This window comes from Mycobacterium paraense (assembly GCF_002101815.1).
In the GTDB taxonomy this organism is placed as follows: Bacteria; Actinomycetota; Actinomycetes; order Mycobacteriales; family Mycobacteriaceae; genus Mycobacterium; species Mycobacterium paraense.
The window spans coordinates 304,485-320,865 of sequence record NZ_LQPM01000007.1 but is presented as its reverse complement, the minus strand read 5'-3'; the positions used below and the strand labels follow the sequence as shown (position 1 = coordinate 320,865).

At 69.9% G+C, this 16,381-nt stretch carries 14 protein-coding genes; 1 reads left to right on the top strand and 13 read right to left on the bottom strand.

Annotated features, from left to right (window positions below):
- Positions 1–3: 3 nt before the first annotated feature.
- From AWB89_RS06470 to AWB89_RS06410, 13 genes are all read right to left on the bottom strand, one after another.
- Entirely contained in the window at positions 4–1,119 is a 1,116-nt protein-coding gene (locus tag AWB89_RS06470) for a glycosyltransferase family 4 protein (protein WP_085099182.1), read from the bottom strand.
- Positions 1,116–2,213, bottom strand: coding sequence for a class I SAM-dependent methyltransferase (locus AWB89_RS06465; protein ID WP_085172304.1), 1,098 nt, complete (start codon positions 2,211–2,213; stop codon positions 1,116–1,118). The genes AWB89_RS06470 and AWB89_RS06465 overlap by 4 nt, the downstream gene beginning before the upstream one ends.
- A complete protein-coding gene (locus AWB89_RS06460) occupies positions 2,210–3,451 on the bottom strand; it encodes a class I SAM-dependent methyltransferase (RefSeq protein ID WP_085172302.1) in 1,242 nt (413 codons plus the stop codon). The genes AWB89_RS06465 and AWB89_RS06460 overlap by 4 nt, the downstream gene beginning before the upstream one ends.
- Positions 3,432–4,880, bottom strand: a complete 1,449-nt coding sequence (locus tag AWB89_RS06455) for a hypothetical protein (RefSeq protein WP_085172300.1) — start codon at positions 4,878–4,880, stop codon at positions 3,432–3,434. The genes AWB89_RS06460 and AWB89_RS06455 overlap by 20 nt, the downstream gene beginning before the upstream one ends.
- Positions 4,877–6,820, bottom strand: coding sequence for a glycosyltransferase (locus AWB89_RS06450; protein ID WP_372515279.1), 1,944 nt, complete (start codon positions 6,818–6,820; stop codon positions 4,877–4,879). The genes AWB89_RS06455 and AWB89_RS06450 overlap by 4 nt, the downstream gene beginning before the upstream one ends.
- A 65-nt stretch (positions 6,821–6,885) precedes the next feature.
- Positions 6,886–8,376: an oligosaccharide flippase family protein gene (locus AWB89_RS06445; protein ID WP_085172296.1), complete on the bottom strand. Its 1,491-nt coding sequence runs from the start codon at positions 8,374–8,376 to the stop codon at positions 6,886–6,888.
- A complete protein-coding gene (locus AWB89_RS06440; RefSeq protein ID WP_085172294.1) occupies positions 8,376–9,881 on the bottom strand; it encodes a sugar transferase in 1,506 nt (501 codons plus the stop codon). Before AWB89_RS06440 ends, AWB89_RS06445 begins: the two co-directional genes overlap by 1 nt.
- 17 nt (positions 9,882–9,898) lie before the next feature.
- Entirely contained in the window at positions 9,899–10,738 is an 840-nt protein-coding gene (locus tag AWB89_RS06435; protein ID WP_241520434.1) for a WecB/TagA/CpsF family glycosyltransferase, read from the bottom strand.
- Positions 10,735–11,286: a dTDP-4-dehydrorhamnose 3,5-epimerase gene (rfbC, locus tag AWB89_RS06430; protein WP_085172292.1), complete on the bottom strand. Its 552-nt coding sequence runs from the start codon at positions 11,284–11,286 to the stop codon at positions 10,735–10,737. The genes AWB89_RS06435 and rfbC overlap by 4 nt, the downstream gene beginning before the upstream one ends.
- Positions 11,283–12,329 (bottom strand): NAD-dependent epimerase/dehydratase family protein, encoded by a 1,047-nt coding sequence (locus tag AWB89_RS06425; protein WP_085172290.1) that lies wholly within the window; start codon positions 12,327–12,329, stop codon positions 11,283–11,285. The genes rfbC and AWB89_RS06425 overlap by 4 nt, the downstream gene beginning before the upstream one ends.
- Positions 12,330–12,347: 18 nt before the next feature.
- Positions 12,348–13,004 (bottom strand): PIG-L deacetylase family protein, encoded by a 657-nt coding sequence (locus tag AWB89_RS06420; RefSeq protein ID WP_085099212.1) that lies wholly within the window; start codon positions 13,002–13,004, stop codon positions 12,348–12,350.
- Positions 13,001–13,795, bottom strand: a complete 795-nt coding sequence (locus AWB89_RS06415) for a glycosyltransferase family protein (protein WP_085172288.1) — start codon at positions 13,793–13,795, stop codon at positions 13,001–13,003. The genes AWB89_RS06420 and AWB89_RS06415 overlap by 4 nt, the downstream gene beginning before the upstream one ends.
- A 136-nt stretch (positions 13,796–13,931) precedes the next feature.
- Positions 13,932–15,152: a PPE family protein gene (locus tag AWB89_RS06410; RefSeq protein WP_085172286.1), complete on the bottom strand. Its 1,221-nt coding sequence runs from the start codon at positions 15,150–15,152 to the stop codon at positions 13,932–13,934.
- A gap of 496 nt (positions 15,153–15,648) precedes the next feature.
- Between AWB89_RS06410 and AWB89_RS06405 the strand changes: the two genes are divergently transcribed.
- Positions 15,649–16,326 carry a TetR/AcrR family transcriptional regulator gene (locus AWB89_RS06405; protein WP_085099221.1) on the top strand — a complete coding sequence of 226 codons (678 nt, stop codon included), beginning with the start codon at positions 15,649–15,651 and terminating at the stop codon, positions 16,324–16,326.
- Positions 16,327–16,381: the final 55 nt, after the last annotated feature.

Here is a 16,381-nt window from a genome sequence, read left to right as displayed (position 1 = left end):
GAACTAAAACCTTTCCCGGCGCCTGCCGGCGCGTGCCAGTTCCCGCGCGCCGAACGGCGGGCGCGCGGCCCGCACCTCGGCGAGGATGTTGAGCAGGCGGTCCGCGGCCGCGTCGCCGCAGCAGCGCCGCGCGTAGTGGCCCGCCGCCTCGGCGCCGTGGCGCGCCGCGACGGCCGGATCCGCGAGCTTGTCGAACGCCGCGGCCAGCCCCGCGACGTCGTCGACGCCGACCACCGGGCCGCCCGGCGGCTGGTACTCGGGCAATCCCCCGGCGTCCGAAACGATCGGCATCACGCCCAGCTGCATCGACAGCACCTGCACGCCGCTCTGCGAGGCGCGCCGGTAATGGGCCACCGAACCCTTTGCCGCGGACAGTGTTTCGACGATGTCGGCGTAACGATACGAGCCGGAGATCCAGCGCGCATGCGGCGGCAGGGCCGTGTTCCGCAGGTCGATCGGCCCGTCGCCGATCAGCAGCAGGTTGTCCCCGCGCCAGGCCCGGCCGTTGACATGGGCTTGCCAGGCGCGCAGCACGACGTCGATGTTCTTGTACGGGTTGAGCCGGCCCACCATCACGAAGTCGCGGCGCCCCTCGGCGTGCACCGGTGGCGGGACGAGCGCCACGTCGAGGTCGCTGGTGAGGGGCAGCACGTGCATGGGGGTGCCGGCCACGTCCCGGCGGCTGATGATCGCCTCGGCGACGTAGTCGCTGTAGGTGACGGTCGCCGCCGAATGGGCGCCCCACCGGTCGAAGACCGCGCGCTCGTAGCCCGGCCGCTGTTCGCCGGCGTCGTGGGGGCTGTCGTCGTGCACCAGCTGCACCCGGGGCGCCCCGGAAGCCAGCGGGATCCAGCGCGGGTCGCGGACCAACTCGGCGATCACCACGTCCGGACCGTAGTCCCGGACGCGACGCCAGGCGGCGATGCTGGCCGGCCACGTCGCGGCGGTGCGGAACCGCGGATCGAGCACCAGCTCGTAATCGCGGGCGGCGTCGGACTCCGGGTGCTGATCGGACGTCACCAGCAACACGTCGGCTCCTCGCCGCCGCAGCGCCTCGGCCTGGACGCGCGCCAGCGGCCGCATCCAGGGCGAAAGCCAAAGCACCCGAATCGAACTCATAGCGCCGGCCGCTTCCCGCCCGCGCCGGGGTCGATCGACCACCGCCCGTCGAGCTGGGGATATGCCTGACGGACCTCGTCGTAGAGATCGGGCAGCGTCAGCATGACGCGGTCGGGGTCGGCCGCGACGAGCTGCTCGGGCGAGATGATCGCGACGTCGGTCCCCGGGATCCTGCGCCCCTGCTTCGCCGGCGACGCGTCGGCCACCGCCTGCAGCAGCCGCCGGTCGATGCCCGCGAGGCTGAACAGCGACACCACGCGCGACCCGGCGCCGTACCCGTACACCGTGCGGCGGTCGGTCGCCTGCGCCGTCAGCCAGTCGCGCAGCTGGGCGGCGTGCTGCTCGGCGGCGCACTGCAGGCGGCCCACGACGGCCGGGTCGGTGATGCCGAAGGCCCGCTCCCGCCGCAGAATGTCCTTCGCCCGTGCGTCGGGTTCGGCGCTGCCGTGCACGGCGGCGATCAACACGGTGCCGCCGTAGAGGTCGAACTCCCACGCCGAGGCCACGCTCATGCCCGCGGCCGCCAGCAGCCCGGCCAGCGCGGTCAGCGAGTAGTAGGCAAAGTGGCCGTGGCGCAACGCGTTCCATTGACCCTGCCCGACGATCGTCAGCAGCGAGTGAAATTGCAGCAGCAGGACGCCATCCGGCGCCGTGGCCTGGGCCCGGACCTCGAAGGCCCGCCGCTGGTCCGGCTCGTGCATGATGCCGAACGAGTCGAGCACGACATCGGCGCGCTGCGCCGACGCGAACCCGCGGTCGGCCAGCAGCGGCAGCCACGTCCCGCCGTGCGGGCTGCCGAATTCGCGCACGGTCGCGCCGCGCAGCCAGCCCGCGTCGGCCACGCGCCGGACGGCGTCGGCCGCCTGCTCGCGCAGGGCCTGCGGCTCGATGCCCCGCGGTTCGGCGGCCACGGTGTCGTCGTGGGCGAGCTGGGCCAGGCCGCAGCCGGTGCACAGGTCCATGGCGAGCGGATGGGACGACTCCTCCGGGCGCACGGGTTCGGCGAGCGGGGGAAACTCGTCGCCGGCCGGCACCGTCCCCAGGTCCACGACCCGGCGAAGGTCGGCGCCGCCGCACGCCCGGCAGGTGCTCATCGCCGCACACTACCGATTTCTGCGGTGTGCAACGTCGGAAGCGGAAAGACCAACTGGCCGCCCCAGTCGGCGATGTAGCCGAGCTGCTCGGTCAGCTCCGTTTCGAGGTTCCACGGCAACGCCAGCACCACGTCCGGGCGGTCGACGGCGATGCGCTCCGGCTCGTAGATCGGGATGCGCGTACCCGGCGTGAACCGGCCGTGCTTGTACGGGTTGCGATCGACGGTGTACTCGAGGAGGTCGGTGCGGATCCCGCAGTAGTTGAGCAACGTGTTGCCCTTGCCCGGCGCGCCATAGCCGACCACCCGCTTGCCCTCGGCGCGGCACTGCAGCAAGAAGCGCAGTAGCTCCTGCCGAATGGCCTCGGTCCGCGGGCGCAATTGCAGGTAGCCGTCGACGTGGTGCAGCCCGGCCGCCTCCTCGAGCCGCATCACCTTGTTCACCCGTTCGGTCGGCTTGCCGGCGATCTCCGCCGACCGGGCCCAGACCCGGATGGACCCGCCGTGGGTGGGCAGGAGCTCGACGTCGACCACGGCCAGCCCGGCCGTCGCCAGCGCGCAGATCGCCGAAAACAGCGTGTAGTACTGGAAGTGCTCGTGGTAGATCGTGTCGAACTGCCCGAGCCGCACCAGGTTCAGCGCGTGGTGCACCTCGATGCTCAGCCAGCCGTCGTCGTTCATCAGCACCCGCAGGGACCGGGTGAAGCCGCGCAGATCGGGGATGTGCGCGTAGACGTTGTTGGCGACGACCAGGTCGGCCGGACCGTGATCGTTGCGAACCTTCGCCGCGACCTCCTCGTCCAGAAACGCCGTCACCGTGGGGACATTGCGCTCGCGCGCGGCCGAGCCGACGTTCGCCGACGGCTCGATGCCCACGCACGGCACGCCCGCCGCGACGACGTGCTGCAGGAGATAGCCGTCGTTGCTGGCGACCTCGACCACGCGCGAATCGGGTCCGAGCCCGAGCCGCCCGATGGCCCCGTCGACGAAGTCCTTGGCGTGCTGCACCCAGCTGTCCGAATACGAAGCGAAGTAAGCGTATTCGGTGAACGTGTCCTCGGGCGTGATCAGCGCCGGTATCTGCAGCAGCAGGCAGTCCGCGCACAGCCGCAGGTGCAGCGGGAAGGTGGGCTCCGGCAGATCGACCTCGTCGGCCGCCAGGAACTTCTCACACGGGGGAGTGGCGCCGAGATCCAGGACGCTGACCAAGCGGTCCGAATCACACAACCGACAAAGCATCTGACTCCCGATCCTCCCTGGGGGCGCTGTTCACGGCGGCTGAGACGTCCGCGAGGCGCCGCGCCCGCCGCCGCGTGGCGTCGTAAATCAATTGGCCGAGCCCATTTTGGTACAGCCACAGGCTGTTCTGCTGGCCCGTGAAGGATTCCTCCCCGGCCATCGCGCCCCGCGGCAGGAACCCGCTGCCGAGCCCGACGCCGAACACGCCCGGGACCGGTGTCCCGTCTTCGGCCAGCAGCCGTGCGTCCGGCGTGACCGCCGGGCCGCATCGCGCCAGCGGCACCCGGGCGCCGCGCGCGTCGTAGATGGGCAGCGTGGCAAGGCGATAGCCCAGCGCCGGAACGATGAGATCGCAGTCCGTCAGAAGGCGCAGCAGGTCCGCGCGCGGCAGGCCGCCGATCGGCAAGGCCACCACGCGGTCGTCCCGCTCGGTGCCGGGCTTGCGGTGCAGGCGCCGCCACACCTCCCGGCCGTCGCCCTGCAGCCCGCCCATCCGGTGCACGCGACCGGTGGCCGCGCACACGTCGGATTCGGAGAACTCGTAGTAGTCGACATGGGCGGCGGCGCGCGACGGGTACGTTGGTCGCGGTTCGCTGCGATGCAGGATCTGGATGCCGTGCGGGCCGAAGCCGTGGGCCGAAACACGTTCCAGCAGAAGCCACGCCGCCGAAAACGCGCTGTGCGCGCCGCCCAGTATGACCACGCGGGGGCTGCCCGGCGCGCGGGCCAGCCGGCGCGCCACCTCCTGAACGCCGCCACGGCTGAGGAGCCGGTGGCTGGAAACGATCTTGTCCCGCCAGTGCCCCAGGTGCACGCCGGGCGCCAGCTCGGTCTCCGACCACGACGCGTTCGGGCGCCCGCCGAGCGCCACGACCGCGCTGGCCGCGCGGACCACGACGCGCCGCCCGTCCGTCGCATCGGTGACGACCGTGACGGAGCCGTCGTCCTGCAGCCGTATCGCCTGGGCGCGGGTGCCGGTGAGGGCGCGGCTGTTGGGATGCCGGCCGAACTCCGCCAGGATGGCGGCGCCCAGGCACCGCTCGAAACGGCCGACCAATTCCAGCGTCGGGTGCCCGGTGCGGAAGCTTTCCAGTTCTGCCGCAACGGGATCTGTCTTGAGGTCGGCGAGGAACGGCGCGCAGTCCGGGCCGTCCAGGCATTCCAGGAAGGAGGTGCCGCGCGAGTCGGCGTTCAGCGGGTATTGACCGAGCGAACCGCCCAGCTCCTCCGCCTGCTCGACCAGCGCGACGCCGCCGTCCAGCCAGGCGTCCAGGCGGCCGTGCCGCGCCGCCCAGACGAGCGGCCCGGTCCCGGCCGGGCCGCCACCCAGGATCACCGTCTCGTACAACGGCGTTCGTTCGGGGTCGGCCGCCCGCCCGCGCCGCCGGCCGAGCACGGGGGACTTCCACGCCGTTCGCAAGCCGCTCACAGCACGGCCTCGATGGCACGCAGGTAATCATCGGTCATCGCCTCGACCGTGTAGCGCCGGCGCATGCGCTCGTGGCCGCGCCGCCCCACCGAGGGCAGCGCCGCGGGGTCGGCCAGGATCTCCGCGAGGCGTTCGTGCCAGGCCGGCACGGACGCGGGCTCGACGACATAGCCCGCGTTGCCGAAGTCCAGCATTTCCGGGACCGCGCAAATCGCCGACGCCGCAACCGGTACCGCCCGGGCCATCGCCTCGAGGATCGCCAGCGGGAACGCTTCGGAGCGGCTGGGCACGCACAGCAGGTCGGCCTCGGCCAGCGCCGGCCCCGGCCCGGCCGACCAACCGCGCCAGTGCACCCGGTCGCGCAGCGCGGCGGGGGTGCGGGCCTGCAGCCGCTCGCGGTCGGGGCCGTCACCGAAGATGGACAGCTGCCAAGGCATATCGGTGAGGCCGCCGAGCGCCTCGATCAGCAGGTGCGGGTTCTTGTGTTCGACGATGCGCGAGAGCATCACCAGGTTCACCGGCTCACCGGCTGCCCTCGTCCGCGGTGCCGGCTCTTCCGCCAGGGCGACGCCGTTGGGCGCGATGAACCGGCGATCGCCGAGTTTGTGATGCTCGGTCAGCATGTCCCAATGGCGCCGGGCCAGCACGACGAACGCGTCGCAGCGGCGCATCGCGGCGGCCAGCGGCCGCGAGTAGATGGGCCGGTCGGGCTCCGGCGGAACGTGGGGCGCGACCAGCCAGCGCCGGTCGGCGCCCGCGGCCCGCCACAGGGTGGCGAATCCCGTCTCGGTGTTGGTGTCGCCGCTGATCAGCACCGCGGGGCCGGCGGGAAGGTCGACGGCCGGCGCCCACCAGGGCTGGCGCACCACCCGGACGCTGTGCGGGATCTCCCTGATCAGCGGTCCGAACCGCTGCATGCAGACAACGGTGACGGGGTAGCCGCGACGATCCAATTCGGTTGCCAGCAGCGCCTTTTGGCGTTCGGCGCCGCCGTAGACCAGGCGGTTGGTGGTGATCACGATCGCCGGCTTGGCGGTGCGGCGCGAGGCTGTCAGGGCGCGCCGGCGGGCGTCGCGCTTCGACCGCTGCATCCGCTCCAGCACGGTGGTGCCGGCCAGATAGGCGTCCGCGTGGTGGACGCCGTCCTGGTGTTCGAGCAGCAGGGCGATGTTGGCCCGCAGCAGGTCCCGGTTCCGGCGCCGTTCGGGGGTCGAGACCGCGGCCCCGTGCGCGGCGTCGGCCTCCTGCGATTGGCTCGCGGCCGCCGGGTTGCCGTGGTCGATGTCGGTTTCGTGGGCCAGCAGGATGCGCCAGCCCGCCGCGGTGGCCCGCGCCTGCCAATCGGTTTCCTCCCCGTAGAGGAAGAACTCCTCGTCGAAGCCGCCGATCTCGTTCCAGGCGGCCCGGTTGATCGCCAGGCAGGCGCCGCCCACATAACCGTCGATGCTCTCCGATTCGTCGGGCTGGCGAGCGTACAGGTGTGAAATCGGCGTGCCGCGCAGCCGATCCGAGTAGCCGGCGGCCGCGACCAGCGCCCGGCTCAGGGTCCGGCGCCGCGTCGCGATGTCCCAGCGCGCCGGCCCGGGCGCCCCGTCGTCGTGCACCATCGGCGACACCGCGGCGACCTTCGCCTGCAGCAGCAGTTCCCGGGTCCGCGCCAGCGGCCCCTGCAATCGGGCGTCGGCGTTGAGCAGCAACAGATCCGCGTCGGCGGGGGTGTGCTCCACCAGGGCGTTGAATGCCGCCGCGAAGCCGAGGTTGACCGGGCCCAGCACCCAGTGCACCCCAGGGTGCCGGGCGGCCAGCTCCTCGCGGCCGGGATACCCGTCGCCGCTGTTCTCGTAGACGAACACCGGCAGTTCGGGCAGGTGCTCGGCGACGCTGGCCAGGCACTGCTCGACGAGATCATGGCTCTTGTAGGTCACGATCATCACCACCATCGGCCGGCCGGACCGGACGAGCGTGCCGACCGGGCGTTTCAGGTATGCCCGGTCCAATTCGCGTGTCATGCCACCGCCCCCCTCTGGCGCAATGCGGTCAATTGAATGCGCAACGATGACCAGGTGAACGGACCGACCGTCAAGCTGGTGACCAGATACACGGCGGCGGCGACGGTTACGACCAACACCACGTGGTGGGCCGCCAGGAGCAGCGCCACCGCGACACAGGCCCCCGTGGGCACCAGCAGCCGAAGCAAGAACGCCACGGGCGTGCGGTAGTCGCACGCGCGGCGCAGCCACCAGCTGGCGATCACCATGCCGAAAACCTCGGTGCCCACCAGCGCCAGGCCGGCGCCCACCGCGCCGAACGGCTTGTCCAGCAACAGGTTCAACGCGATGTTGAATGCCAGCGTGGCGATCGAAAGCCGGAACAGGAACTTCTGCTGGTGGCAGGCGAACAGGCCCTGGCCGAGGGTGCCGGTGACGAAACGCAGTGCCACGGCGACGAAGAGCGTCGCGAGTGTGGGTGCGCCACGCTCCACGAACTCGCGATCGCCGAAGAGCTCGATCAGGGGGCGCGCCAGCACCGCGCCGACGACGGCGACCGGGACACCCACGAAATACATCAGCTCGACGCAGCGCCGCAGGAAGCCGGCGAAGGCTTCGGCGTTGCGCGCGAACAGTTCGGTGGCCGTCGACAGCGTCGCCTTGAGGAAGAACATCGAAACCACCAGCGTGTTGAACGCCACCGTGTAGGCCAGCCCGTAGACCCCGACCTCGGAGTGCGTGCTGACCTTCGACAGGATGACGCCGTCGGTGCGCCAGTACAGGACGCCGACCACGGCCACGCCGATGGGAAACAGGCTCTCCCGCAACAGGTCCGCCACCTCACGCGGCGCGAAGATCGGCCGCAGCGAGATGTGCCGTGCCGCCGCGCTGCCCTGGATCAGCAGCTGCAGCGCCGGCGGGATGAGCTGCGCGACCGCGAACCAGACGACGTCGGCGCGGGTGGCCACCAGGTAGCTGACCATGCCCAACGTGCCCAGCCGGCCCAGGACGTCGGACATCGCGACGGCCGAGAAGCGGACGGTGGACAAGAACACCGGTTCGAACCGCGTCGTCATCGTCAGCATCAGCAGCTGACCCGACAACACCACCAGCATGACGCGGACGTCGGCGTCGCGATAGAGCAGCAGGCCCGTGCCCGCGGCCGCCGCCGCGAGCGGCAGGCAGTACACCAGCGACAGGCCGCTGTTGACGCGGACCAGCCGCTCCAGATCGCCGGTGCCCGAGGTGACCCGGCGCACGATCACGGTGCCGATGCCGAGATCGGCCAGGCTGGCCCACATTCCGACGAAGGCGACCGCGATGGTGAGCTGGCCGTAGCGCCCCGGGCCGAGGTAGCGGGCGGTCATCGCGACCGAGACCACCGAGGCCAGCATGCCGAGCGCCCGGCAGATCAGCTGGACCGAGAACGCGTGCGCGATCCGCGACCGCGGCACCGAGATGTCGGTCTTGGCCGCTTCCGCCGGCTCAATCGTGTTCTGGTGCGGCATCAGTAGGCCCCGTCGCTGGACATGACGGCCTTGAGCGTCCGGGCGATGATCAGCAAGTCGCCGGTCATCGACCAGTTGTCGACGTAGGACAGGTCGAGCCGGACCGAGTCCTCCCAGGAGAGATCCGACCGGCCGCTGACCTGCCACAGGCCGGTGACCCCCGGCTTCACCAGGAGCCGGCGCTTGACCTCGCCGTCGTAGTTCTCGACCTCCCGCCGCAACGGCGGCCGCGGGCCGACGACGCTCATGTCCTGCTTGAGCACGTTGATGAACTGCGGCAGCTCGTCGATGCTGAACCGGCGCAGGATCTTGCCGACCGGCGTCACCCGCGGGTCCTGGCGGATCTTGAAGAGCATGCCGCCGGCGCCCTCGTTGAGCGGCAGCAGGCGTTCGACCTGGGTGTCGGCGCCGTCCACCATCGTCCGGAACTTGAGCATCGTGAAGGGCTTGCCGTCCAGGCCGATGCGCTCGGCGCGGTAGAAGACCGGGCCCTTGCTGGTCGCCTTGATCCAGATGGCCGCCGCGATGAGGAGCGGCGACGTGCCGATCAGCGCGGCCAGCGAAAAGCAGAAGTCGAAGGCGCGCTTCTGAAACCGTTGGGTGCCTTCGTATTGCGGCTTGTCGACGTGCAGCAGCGGAAATCCCGCGATCGGCTTCAGGGTCAACCGCGCGCCGGCGACGTCGGCCACCCCGGGCGCCACCACCAGGTCGACGTCCATCGTCTCCAGCCGCCACATCAGGTCCCGGATGCCGTGCACGCCGAAATGCTCGGTGCGCGTCACCGCCACGGTGTCCGCGCCGCAGCCCGCGATCGCGGTCACCGCGGTGGTCTCATCGCCCAGGATGTCGATCTGCTGGCCTTGGACCGTAAGGGTTTCGCCGCGCGGCGGACCGTAGCCCGGAATGCACACGCCGACCACCGCGTAGCCGTCGTTCGGGTTGCGGATCAGCTCGCGGGCCAGGTGCGAAACACCCAGCCGGTCGCCGATCGCCAACACCATCGACTGGTAGTCGCCCTGCGCCCGCTTGCGCCAGACGTGCTTGCGCCACAGGTTGCGGCTCGTCAACAACCCGATGGTGCCCACGGGCAGCGCGACCGCCAGATAGCCGCGGGCCAGTTCGATCTTGGCGAGCAGCGTGACCATGGCGATGAACCCGAACGTCCAGAACGAGGCGCTGGCGATGCGCCGGTACTCGTCGATTCCGGCGCCGATGATGCGCGTCGACCGGGTCTGGAACATCGACATGGACGAAAGCCACAGTGCGGCAAAGAGAGCCGAGAACAGCGTCATGACGGGGCCGGGGTAGCCCGACGTGTTCGGCGCGTCCCCGAACCGGACGAACTGGGCGAGCGCAACCGCGGCGCACACGATCGCCGAGTCGGTGACCCGCAGCCTGGCCGAGTACCTCTGCTGCCAGCGCGAAACGCCCTTGGCGCGCGGCCCCCGCACGGCCGGCACCCGAAGCGGCGATACGCCGCTGTCGGCTCGAAGCGTTGTCGTCATGCTGGCGGCTTCCTGGCTTAGGCCGTCGCCGATTCGGCTGCGCCGGACAGGGTCCGGGCAACGTGCTGGATGGGCGTCCCGGCGTAGTAGGAGCCCGGATAGCAGATCAGCTGGGCCCGCGACGCGCGCAGCAGCGCGAGCGGACCCTGCACCAGGTACCGGCGTGCCAGCCGGCGTGGTTCGCGGGTCAGCCGGTAGAACCATTCGAGGCCGACCCGTTGCATCCACTCCGGGGCGCGGCGGGTCTTGCCGGCCAGGAAGTCGATCGCGCCGCCGGACGGCAGGAAGACCCGCGCCCCGGTGGCGAACCCGTGCCGGTCGACCCATTGCTCCTGACGCGGTTTGCCCAGGCTGACCACCAGGATGTCGGTGCGCGCCGCGCGGATTGCGGAAACGAAAGCGTCAGAACCCGATTCGATGTCCGCCGCGCCCGGCGCCCACATTCCCGAGATCGCGAGCCGGGGGTACTGCGCCAGCAGCCGCTGCGCCAGCAGGCGGTGCGTCTCGGCGCTGCCGCCGAAGAAGCCGACCCGCTGGCCCGTCGACTCGGCCAGCGACAGGACCGCCGGCAGCAGGTCGGCGCCGGTGACGCGCGGCCACGGCTGCGCGGTCAGCAGTTGCCCGCGCCAGGCGATCGGCATGCCGTCGGCCAGCAACAGCCACTCCAGCCGGCCCGCCGGCGCGGCGCCGAGGGTGCGAAAGTGGTGCAGGTGGTCGAGATTCACCGAACCCACGGCCAGGCCCGGCGACCCGGAGTCCAGGCGGGCCGCGATGATCGACAGCACTTCGTCGGTGTCGCACCGCTCGACGACGCTGCCGCTGACGACCATGCGCACCGGGGCCGTGACCGATGTCATGACGCCTCGCTCTCCACCGACTCCTCCAACGGGGGCCAGCTGGCGTCCTTCTCCGACATGACGGTCACCGGCAGCGGCCACTTGATGCCGAATTCTGCCTCGTCCCAACGAAATCCCTCTTCGCTGTCCGGCACATACGGACCGCTGATCTGGTACAGGATCTCGGTGTCGTCGGTCAGCGTCTGGAACCCGTGTGCCACATAGGGCGGCAGGAACAGCGCGCGGCGGTTCTCCGCGCTCAGCTCCACCATCACGTGCTCGCCGTAGGTTTGCGACTCGGGGCGGACGTCGACGGCGACGTCGGCGATGGCGCCGCGGACGCAGCGCACCAGTTTGGCCTCCGCGTGCGGCGGCGCCTGCCGGTGCAGGCCGCGGACCGTGCCCCGGGTGTAGTTGAAGCAGATGTTCGTCTGTGCCACTTCGGGAATCAGACCGTGGTTGAGGAATTCGTCGGCGCAGAAGGATCGAGAGAAGAAGCCGCGATGGTCGCGATGGGGCTCGATGTCGATGATCGTCACCCCTGCGACACTCGTGGGCGTGTACTTCACTGCGTCTCCTTCCAGAACAGTCGCTCGTCGACCTGCCCCGTCTTGAGCAGGTATTCGATTTGCTTGAGGCGAGTGTGCCCGCGACCGTAGAACGTCTCGGGGTCCATGGCGATCGCCTGGAACACGCGGTGCAGCTGCGCCGCCCCGGCCGCGACGTCCCACGCCGCGCGGAAATCGGTGAATACCTCGTGGATCTTGCCGAACGAGACGCGGTAGCTGCGGTTGTCCGCGTTCGGCGGGCCGAAGGTGAGTTCGCAACCGGGAAACTCGGCGCTGACCGCCTGCGCGATTTCGCGCACCGTGCGGTTGTTTTCGTCGCTGCCGACGTTGATTACCAGGTTGTGCACAACCTGCCGGTCGGCGCGCAGCGCGCACCGGATCGCCCGGGCGATGTCGAGCGCGTGGACGAGCGGCCGCCACGGGGTGCCGTCGCTGGTCATCGCGATGCGGTGCTCGGTCCACGCCAGGCCGGCCAGATTGTTCAGCACGATGTCGAAGCGCATGCGTGGCGAGGCGCCGAAAGCCGTTGCGTTGCGCAGGAATGCCGGCGAGAAGTCGTCGTCGGCCATCGCCGTGAGGTCGCGTTCGACCAGAGCCTTGCATTTGGCGTACGGGGTCAGCGGGTTGATCGGACTGGTCTCGTCGACGGTCCCGTCGGCGATGCCGTACACGCTGCACGACGACATGTAGATGAACCGGCTGACGCCCGCTTTCTTGGCGCACTCGGCCAGGTGCACGCTGCCGCGGTGGTTCACCTCGAAGGTCACGTCGCCGATCAGGTCACCGATCGGATCGTTGCTCAGCTCCGCCATGTGCACGACCGCGTCGACCCCGCGCAGGTCCGCGACGGTGACGTCGCGAATGTCCTTGATGAGGGTGAGCGGCGCGACCCCGTGGCGGCTGTCGGCGAGCGGGCCGGGGCACAGCCAACCGGCCTTGTAGTAGCCGGTGTCCAGGCCGACGACGTCGTGGCCGTCTTCGAGAAGTAGCGGCGCCAGAAGGCAACCCAGGTAGCCTTCGGTCCCGGTGACAAGCACTCGCATCGTGGTGTCGCTCCCGTCTTATGATTGGGCGCCGAAGGGATTCAGGATCGCCTTCTCGCTCACGAAGGCTTCGGCGTAGCGGACCCGCGACTGCACCCCGCGCATCCGCATCAGGCCGAGGAACGCGGCGTCGTCGAACCAGTCGCGGCCCGCCTGAGACGGGTACCACTCGGCGAGCAGCTCCGCCTTCTGGCGCGCCAACTCCTCCGGAATGTCCACGTAGAGAGTCGGATTCGGCAAGTCGGACTCCCATTTGAGAATCTCGTAGCCCAGCACCAGATGCGCGCGGAATTCGGTCGGTAGCAGCTCGGCGACCAGGCGATGGTCCTGGTGGTAGTCGTGGCGGTGCGGGCCGATCACCAGGTCGGGCTCGCATTCGCTGCGGAACTGCGCGAGGTGCTGCTTGACGGACCCCCAGTGGTCCGGCAGGCGGCCGTCGGGCAGGTCGGCCACCGTCAGCCGAACCTCCGACCACGGGAAAAGGGCCGCGAAGGCGTTCTTTTCCTCGATCTCGCGCTCGGTGCCGGCGCCGGTCAGCACCAGGGCGTGCACGACGACATCCGGGTTGTGCCGGGCGATCTGCAACAGCGTGCCGCCCGCGCCGATGGCGATGTCGTCGCAGTGCGCCCCGATGACCGCAACCGAATTGATTGCGCCGGTGTGCAGGCCGATCATGCGGAACGTCTCGCCGGAGATTGCTCCCACACCATCCACGGGCGGTTGCCGGCGTTGTAGTCGGCGTCGAGCTCGGCGCGCTCCTTGAACGTGTCGGCGGGCTTCCAGAAGCCGTCGTGCTGGTATCCCAGGAGCCGGCCGGTCCCGGCGAGCGCCATGCAGGCGTCGCCGACGAGGTCGCCGTTCTCGGGGATGAGGTCGAAGACCTCCTGGGTCAGCACGAAATAGCCACCGTTCACCCAGATCGGGAACTTGGCGATCGGGGCGATCTCCTTGATGTCGCCGGCGGAGCTGACGTCGACGCAGTGGAACGACGACTGCGGCGGCACGATCAGCATGGAGGCCGCCGCGCCGCTGGTCTTCAACCGGTCGACCATGGTGTCGAGCGGGGCGTCGGTCAGCACGTCGGCGTAGTTGGCGAGGAAGTACTCGTCGCCCGCGACGTACTTGCGCACCCGGCGCAGCCGCTCGCCGATGGGCGACTCCAGCCCGGTGTCGACGAAGGTGATGGTCCAGTCGGACATGTCGGAATCGAGCAACTCGATCTCACCGGCGCGCATGACGAAGTCGTTGGACTCCATCTCGCGGTAGTTGAGGAAGAAGTCCTTGACCATCGCCTGGCCATAACCGAGGCACAGGATGAACTCCTTGTGCCCGTAGTGGGCGTAGTAGCGCATCACGTGCCACAGCAGCGGTCGGGGACCGACCATCTGCAGCGGCTTGGGAACCAGGTCGCCTTCGGCCGTGCGCATGCGCATGCCGTAACCGCCGCAGAAAAGTACGACTTTCATGACATCCAACCCTTCGGACGACGGACCGCGCGCGGGCAGCGCGCGAGGGGGAGAAAACCAGATATCCACTGAGGGGCGATCGACGATACTTTTGGTATTTCCGGCGTGGGACCGCGTCCAACGCGCGCCGACGCGGTCATATGATCGCCGCCCCATAGCCGCCGGACGGCGGTTGCGCCATCACGGTGGGGATCAGCCCGTACCGCGGACCGGGCGCTCCCCGGCCTCCGGCCCCCCGCGGTAGGCCGCCGAGCAGGCTCGGTGGCAGGTTGCCCGCCCCGCCGGGGGCGGCGGCGTTCGCCAGCTCCGCCCCGGCGCTGGTCAGGTGGGCACTGGGGATGACGCTGGTCCAGCTGGCCGGCACCGACAGCGAGCCGAGGGAAGCCGCTTGGCCCATGCTGCCGACCAGGCCCGCGCCGACGGCATCGGCCGCCCCGGCGACCTCGGCGGCGGCTGAGCCTGCGACATCCGCCGCGCCCGCGGCCGCGCTCGTCGCCATGCCCTGCAGGGTCTGGGCCATGCCCAGTACGCTGGACAACCCGTACAAGGGAGTGGCCGCCACCATCAGATAGCCGGGCAGCAGGGCCGGCATGTTGCTCTCGAACTCGCTGATGAAGCTCGACAGCGAGAGCCCGCCCGTCCCGGACGAGAGCCCGCCGAGCAGCGTTCCCCACGGCGTCGTCTCGGCCGCGGCGCCCGCCGTGGCCGGCGTCGCCATGCCCTGCAGCATCGAGGACAGCGCGGACATCAGGCTGGCCAGGGTGAGTTGTTGCGTGGACGAGCCCGCGGCCGCTTCCGAGACCGCGGTGGCCTGGCCCGCCGCGCCGGCGGCGTCGGTGACCTCGGGCGCCGATGCGAACGGCGTCAGGTCCGCGGCTTCCGCGGCATTGGCGGCGTATTGATACATCGCAGCTGCGTCCTGCGCCCACATCTCTCCGTACTGGGCCTCGTTGGCCGCGATGGCCGGCGAGTTCTGGCCGAAGAAGTTGGTCGCGGTCAGCACCGCGAGTTGAACCCGGTTGGCGGCGACCGCCACCGGGGGCACGGTCATCGCGAAGGCCGCCTCATAGACCTCCACGGCGAGCCTGGCGTGGCTGGCCGCCTCCTGGGCGCGTGCGGCCGCACCGGCGGTCCATGCCGCATAAGGGCCGAAGGCGGAGGCCATGGCCAGCGACGATGGGCCCAGCCACCGCCCGACGGTCAGCCCCGAGATCACCGATCGGTAGGACGCCGCGGCCGAGTGCAGCTCGGCGGCGAGGTCATCCCACGCCGCCGAGGCCGCGACTAGCGAACCCGGGCCGGGGCCGGCGTACATCCTCGCGGAGTTGATCTCCGGCGGAAGGGCACCAAAGTCCATCGTTTTCTACCCCTGGCCTAACCGGGCGGCGGCCGGGGCCGGCGGGTGCGACGTGACCAACGACACACGCTGCACGCACTGCAAACGGGCCCCCTGGAGCAGTGGTTGACGTCGTGAGCCGGGCACCCGGGGCCGGGCAATAGGCCTCTGACCAGGCAAACAAACTGATAGCCACATGGATGCCAAGTATACATACTTTTAGTTCGTAGTGAAGCCGAAACTCTCACCACAAGTATTTTAAAGTTCGTGATGTCGACCCGCAGCGTTGAAGCCGCGAGGCGACGACTGACTGCTAACCTCAGAGACGGCCCTATTGCCCCCGAGACCCGCCGGTGCGTGCTGGCTCCGGAAACGAGGTGCGGGCCCTGCTCGAGGAAGGCTTCGTGAACGTGACATCGATCGATCCGGGCCATGACACAGACCCCGGAATGATCAATCGCGTTGCTTCGCCAGGAACGCGATCAGGCCGCTCCGCGCAGCCGAGCTCCCGGTTCCGATGACGACTCACTCGACCGACGGACGCGCGGACGCGACCCGGCGACAGATTTTGCGGGCCGCGTCGCATCAGTTCGCTCGACGCGCCTATCACGATGTCGGCCTCGATGACATTCTCGCGGAGGCTGAACTGACCAAGGGCGCGATGTATTTCCACTTCCGGTCCAAGCACGCCTTGGCCGTGGCGATCATCGAACGTCAGACCGTCGCCGGCGCCACTGCGGTGGAAGATCTGCTGACCCGCGGACTTTCGGGTCTGGAAACCCTCATCGACTTCTCCTATCTGATCGCCGTCGGCGACATCAAGACCGACGGGGTCCGGGCGGGGCTGAACCTGCTCGAGTCGGTCGGTCGGTCGGAGGGGCTGCAGAAGCGGCTGCTGGAGGAATGGGCCAAGGCGCTGGCAGGAGTCGTCGAGCAGGCGATCGCCGAGGGCGACATCGACCAGCATTGTGATCCGCAGGACGTGGGACGCCTGATGGTCTCCCTGCACATGGGGCTGCGGCAGACCAGCAATCTGGAAGAGCCGGAACGTTTCCTGCACGACCTGGAAAAATCCTGGCTGCTGCTGCTGACCGGGATCTTGCAGCCCGAACGGATCGACTACTTCCGCCAATTCCTCAAGCGGCGTGCCGCGCTGGCGGTCTCCAGCAGTTCGACGGCAGCGGATGCGGACTAGTGCGCGTGCTGCGCATCGCGCGATCGGGACCGGTGGGGGCGGCTGTTAATCTTGA

Excerpts from the sequence above, each read along its gene's own strand:
- AWB89_RS06425 (WP_085172290.1), bottom strand. The coding sequence starts at position 12,329 with ATGCGAGTGCTTGTCACCGGGACCGAAGGCTACCTGGGTTGCCTTCTG.
- AWB89_RS06445 (WP_085172296.1), bottom strand. The coding sequence starts at position 8,376 with ATGCCGCACCAGAACACGATTGAGCCGGCGGAAGCGGCCAAGACCGAC.
- AWB89_RS06470 (WP_085099182.1), bottom strand. The coding sequence starts at position 1,119 with ATGAGTTCGATTCGGGTGCTTTGGCTTTCGCCCTGGATGCGGCCGCTG.
- AWB89_RS06405 (WP_085099221.1), top strand. The coding sequence starts at position 15,649 with ATGACGACTCACTCGACCGACGGACGCGCGGACGCGACCCGGCGACAG.
- AWB89_RS06415 (WP_085172288.1), bottom strand. The coding sequence starts at position 13,795 with ATGAAAGTCGTACTTTTCTGCGGCGGTTACGGCATGCGCATGCGCACG.
- AWB89_RS06420 (WP_085099212.1), bottom strand. The coding sequence starts at position 13,004 with ATGATCGGCCTGCACACCGGCGCAATCAATTCGGTTGCGGTCATCGGG.
- AWB89_RS06465 (WP_085172304.1), bottom strand. The coding sequence starts at position 2,213 with ATGAGCACCTGCCGGGCGTGCGGCGGCGCCGACCTTCGCCGGGTCGTG.
- AWB89_RS06450 (WP_372515279.1), bottom strand. The coding sequence starts at position 6,820 with ATGGTGGTGATGATCGTGACCTACAAGAGCCATGATCTCGTCGAGCAG.
- AWB89_RS06440 (WP_085172294.1), bottom strand. The coding sequence starts at position 9,881 with ATGACGACAACGCTTCGAGCCGACAGCGGCGTATCGCCGCTTCGGGTG.
- AWB89_RS06435 (WP_241520434.1), bottom strand. The coding sequence starts at position 10,738 with ATGACATCGGTCACGGCCCCGGTGCGCATGGTCGTCAGCGGCAGCGTC.
- AWB89_RS06460 (WP_085172302.1), bottom strand. The coding sequence starts at position 3,451 with ATGCTTTGTCGGTTGTGTGATTCGGACCGCTTGGTCAGCGTCCTGGAT.
- AWB89_RS06410 (WP_085172286.1), bottom strand. The coding sequence starts at position 15,152 with ATGGACTTTGGTGCCCTTCCGCCGGAGATCAACTCCGCGAGGATGTAC.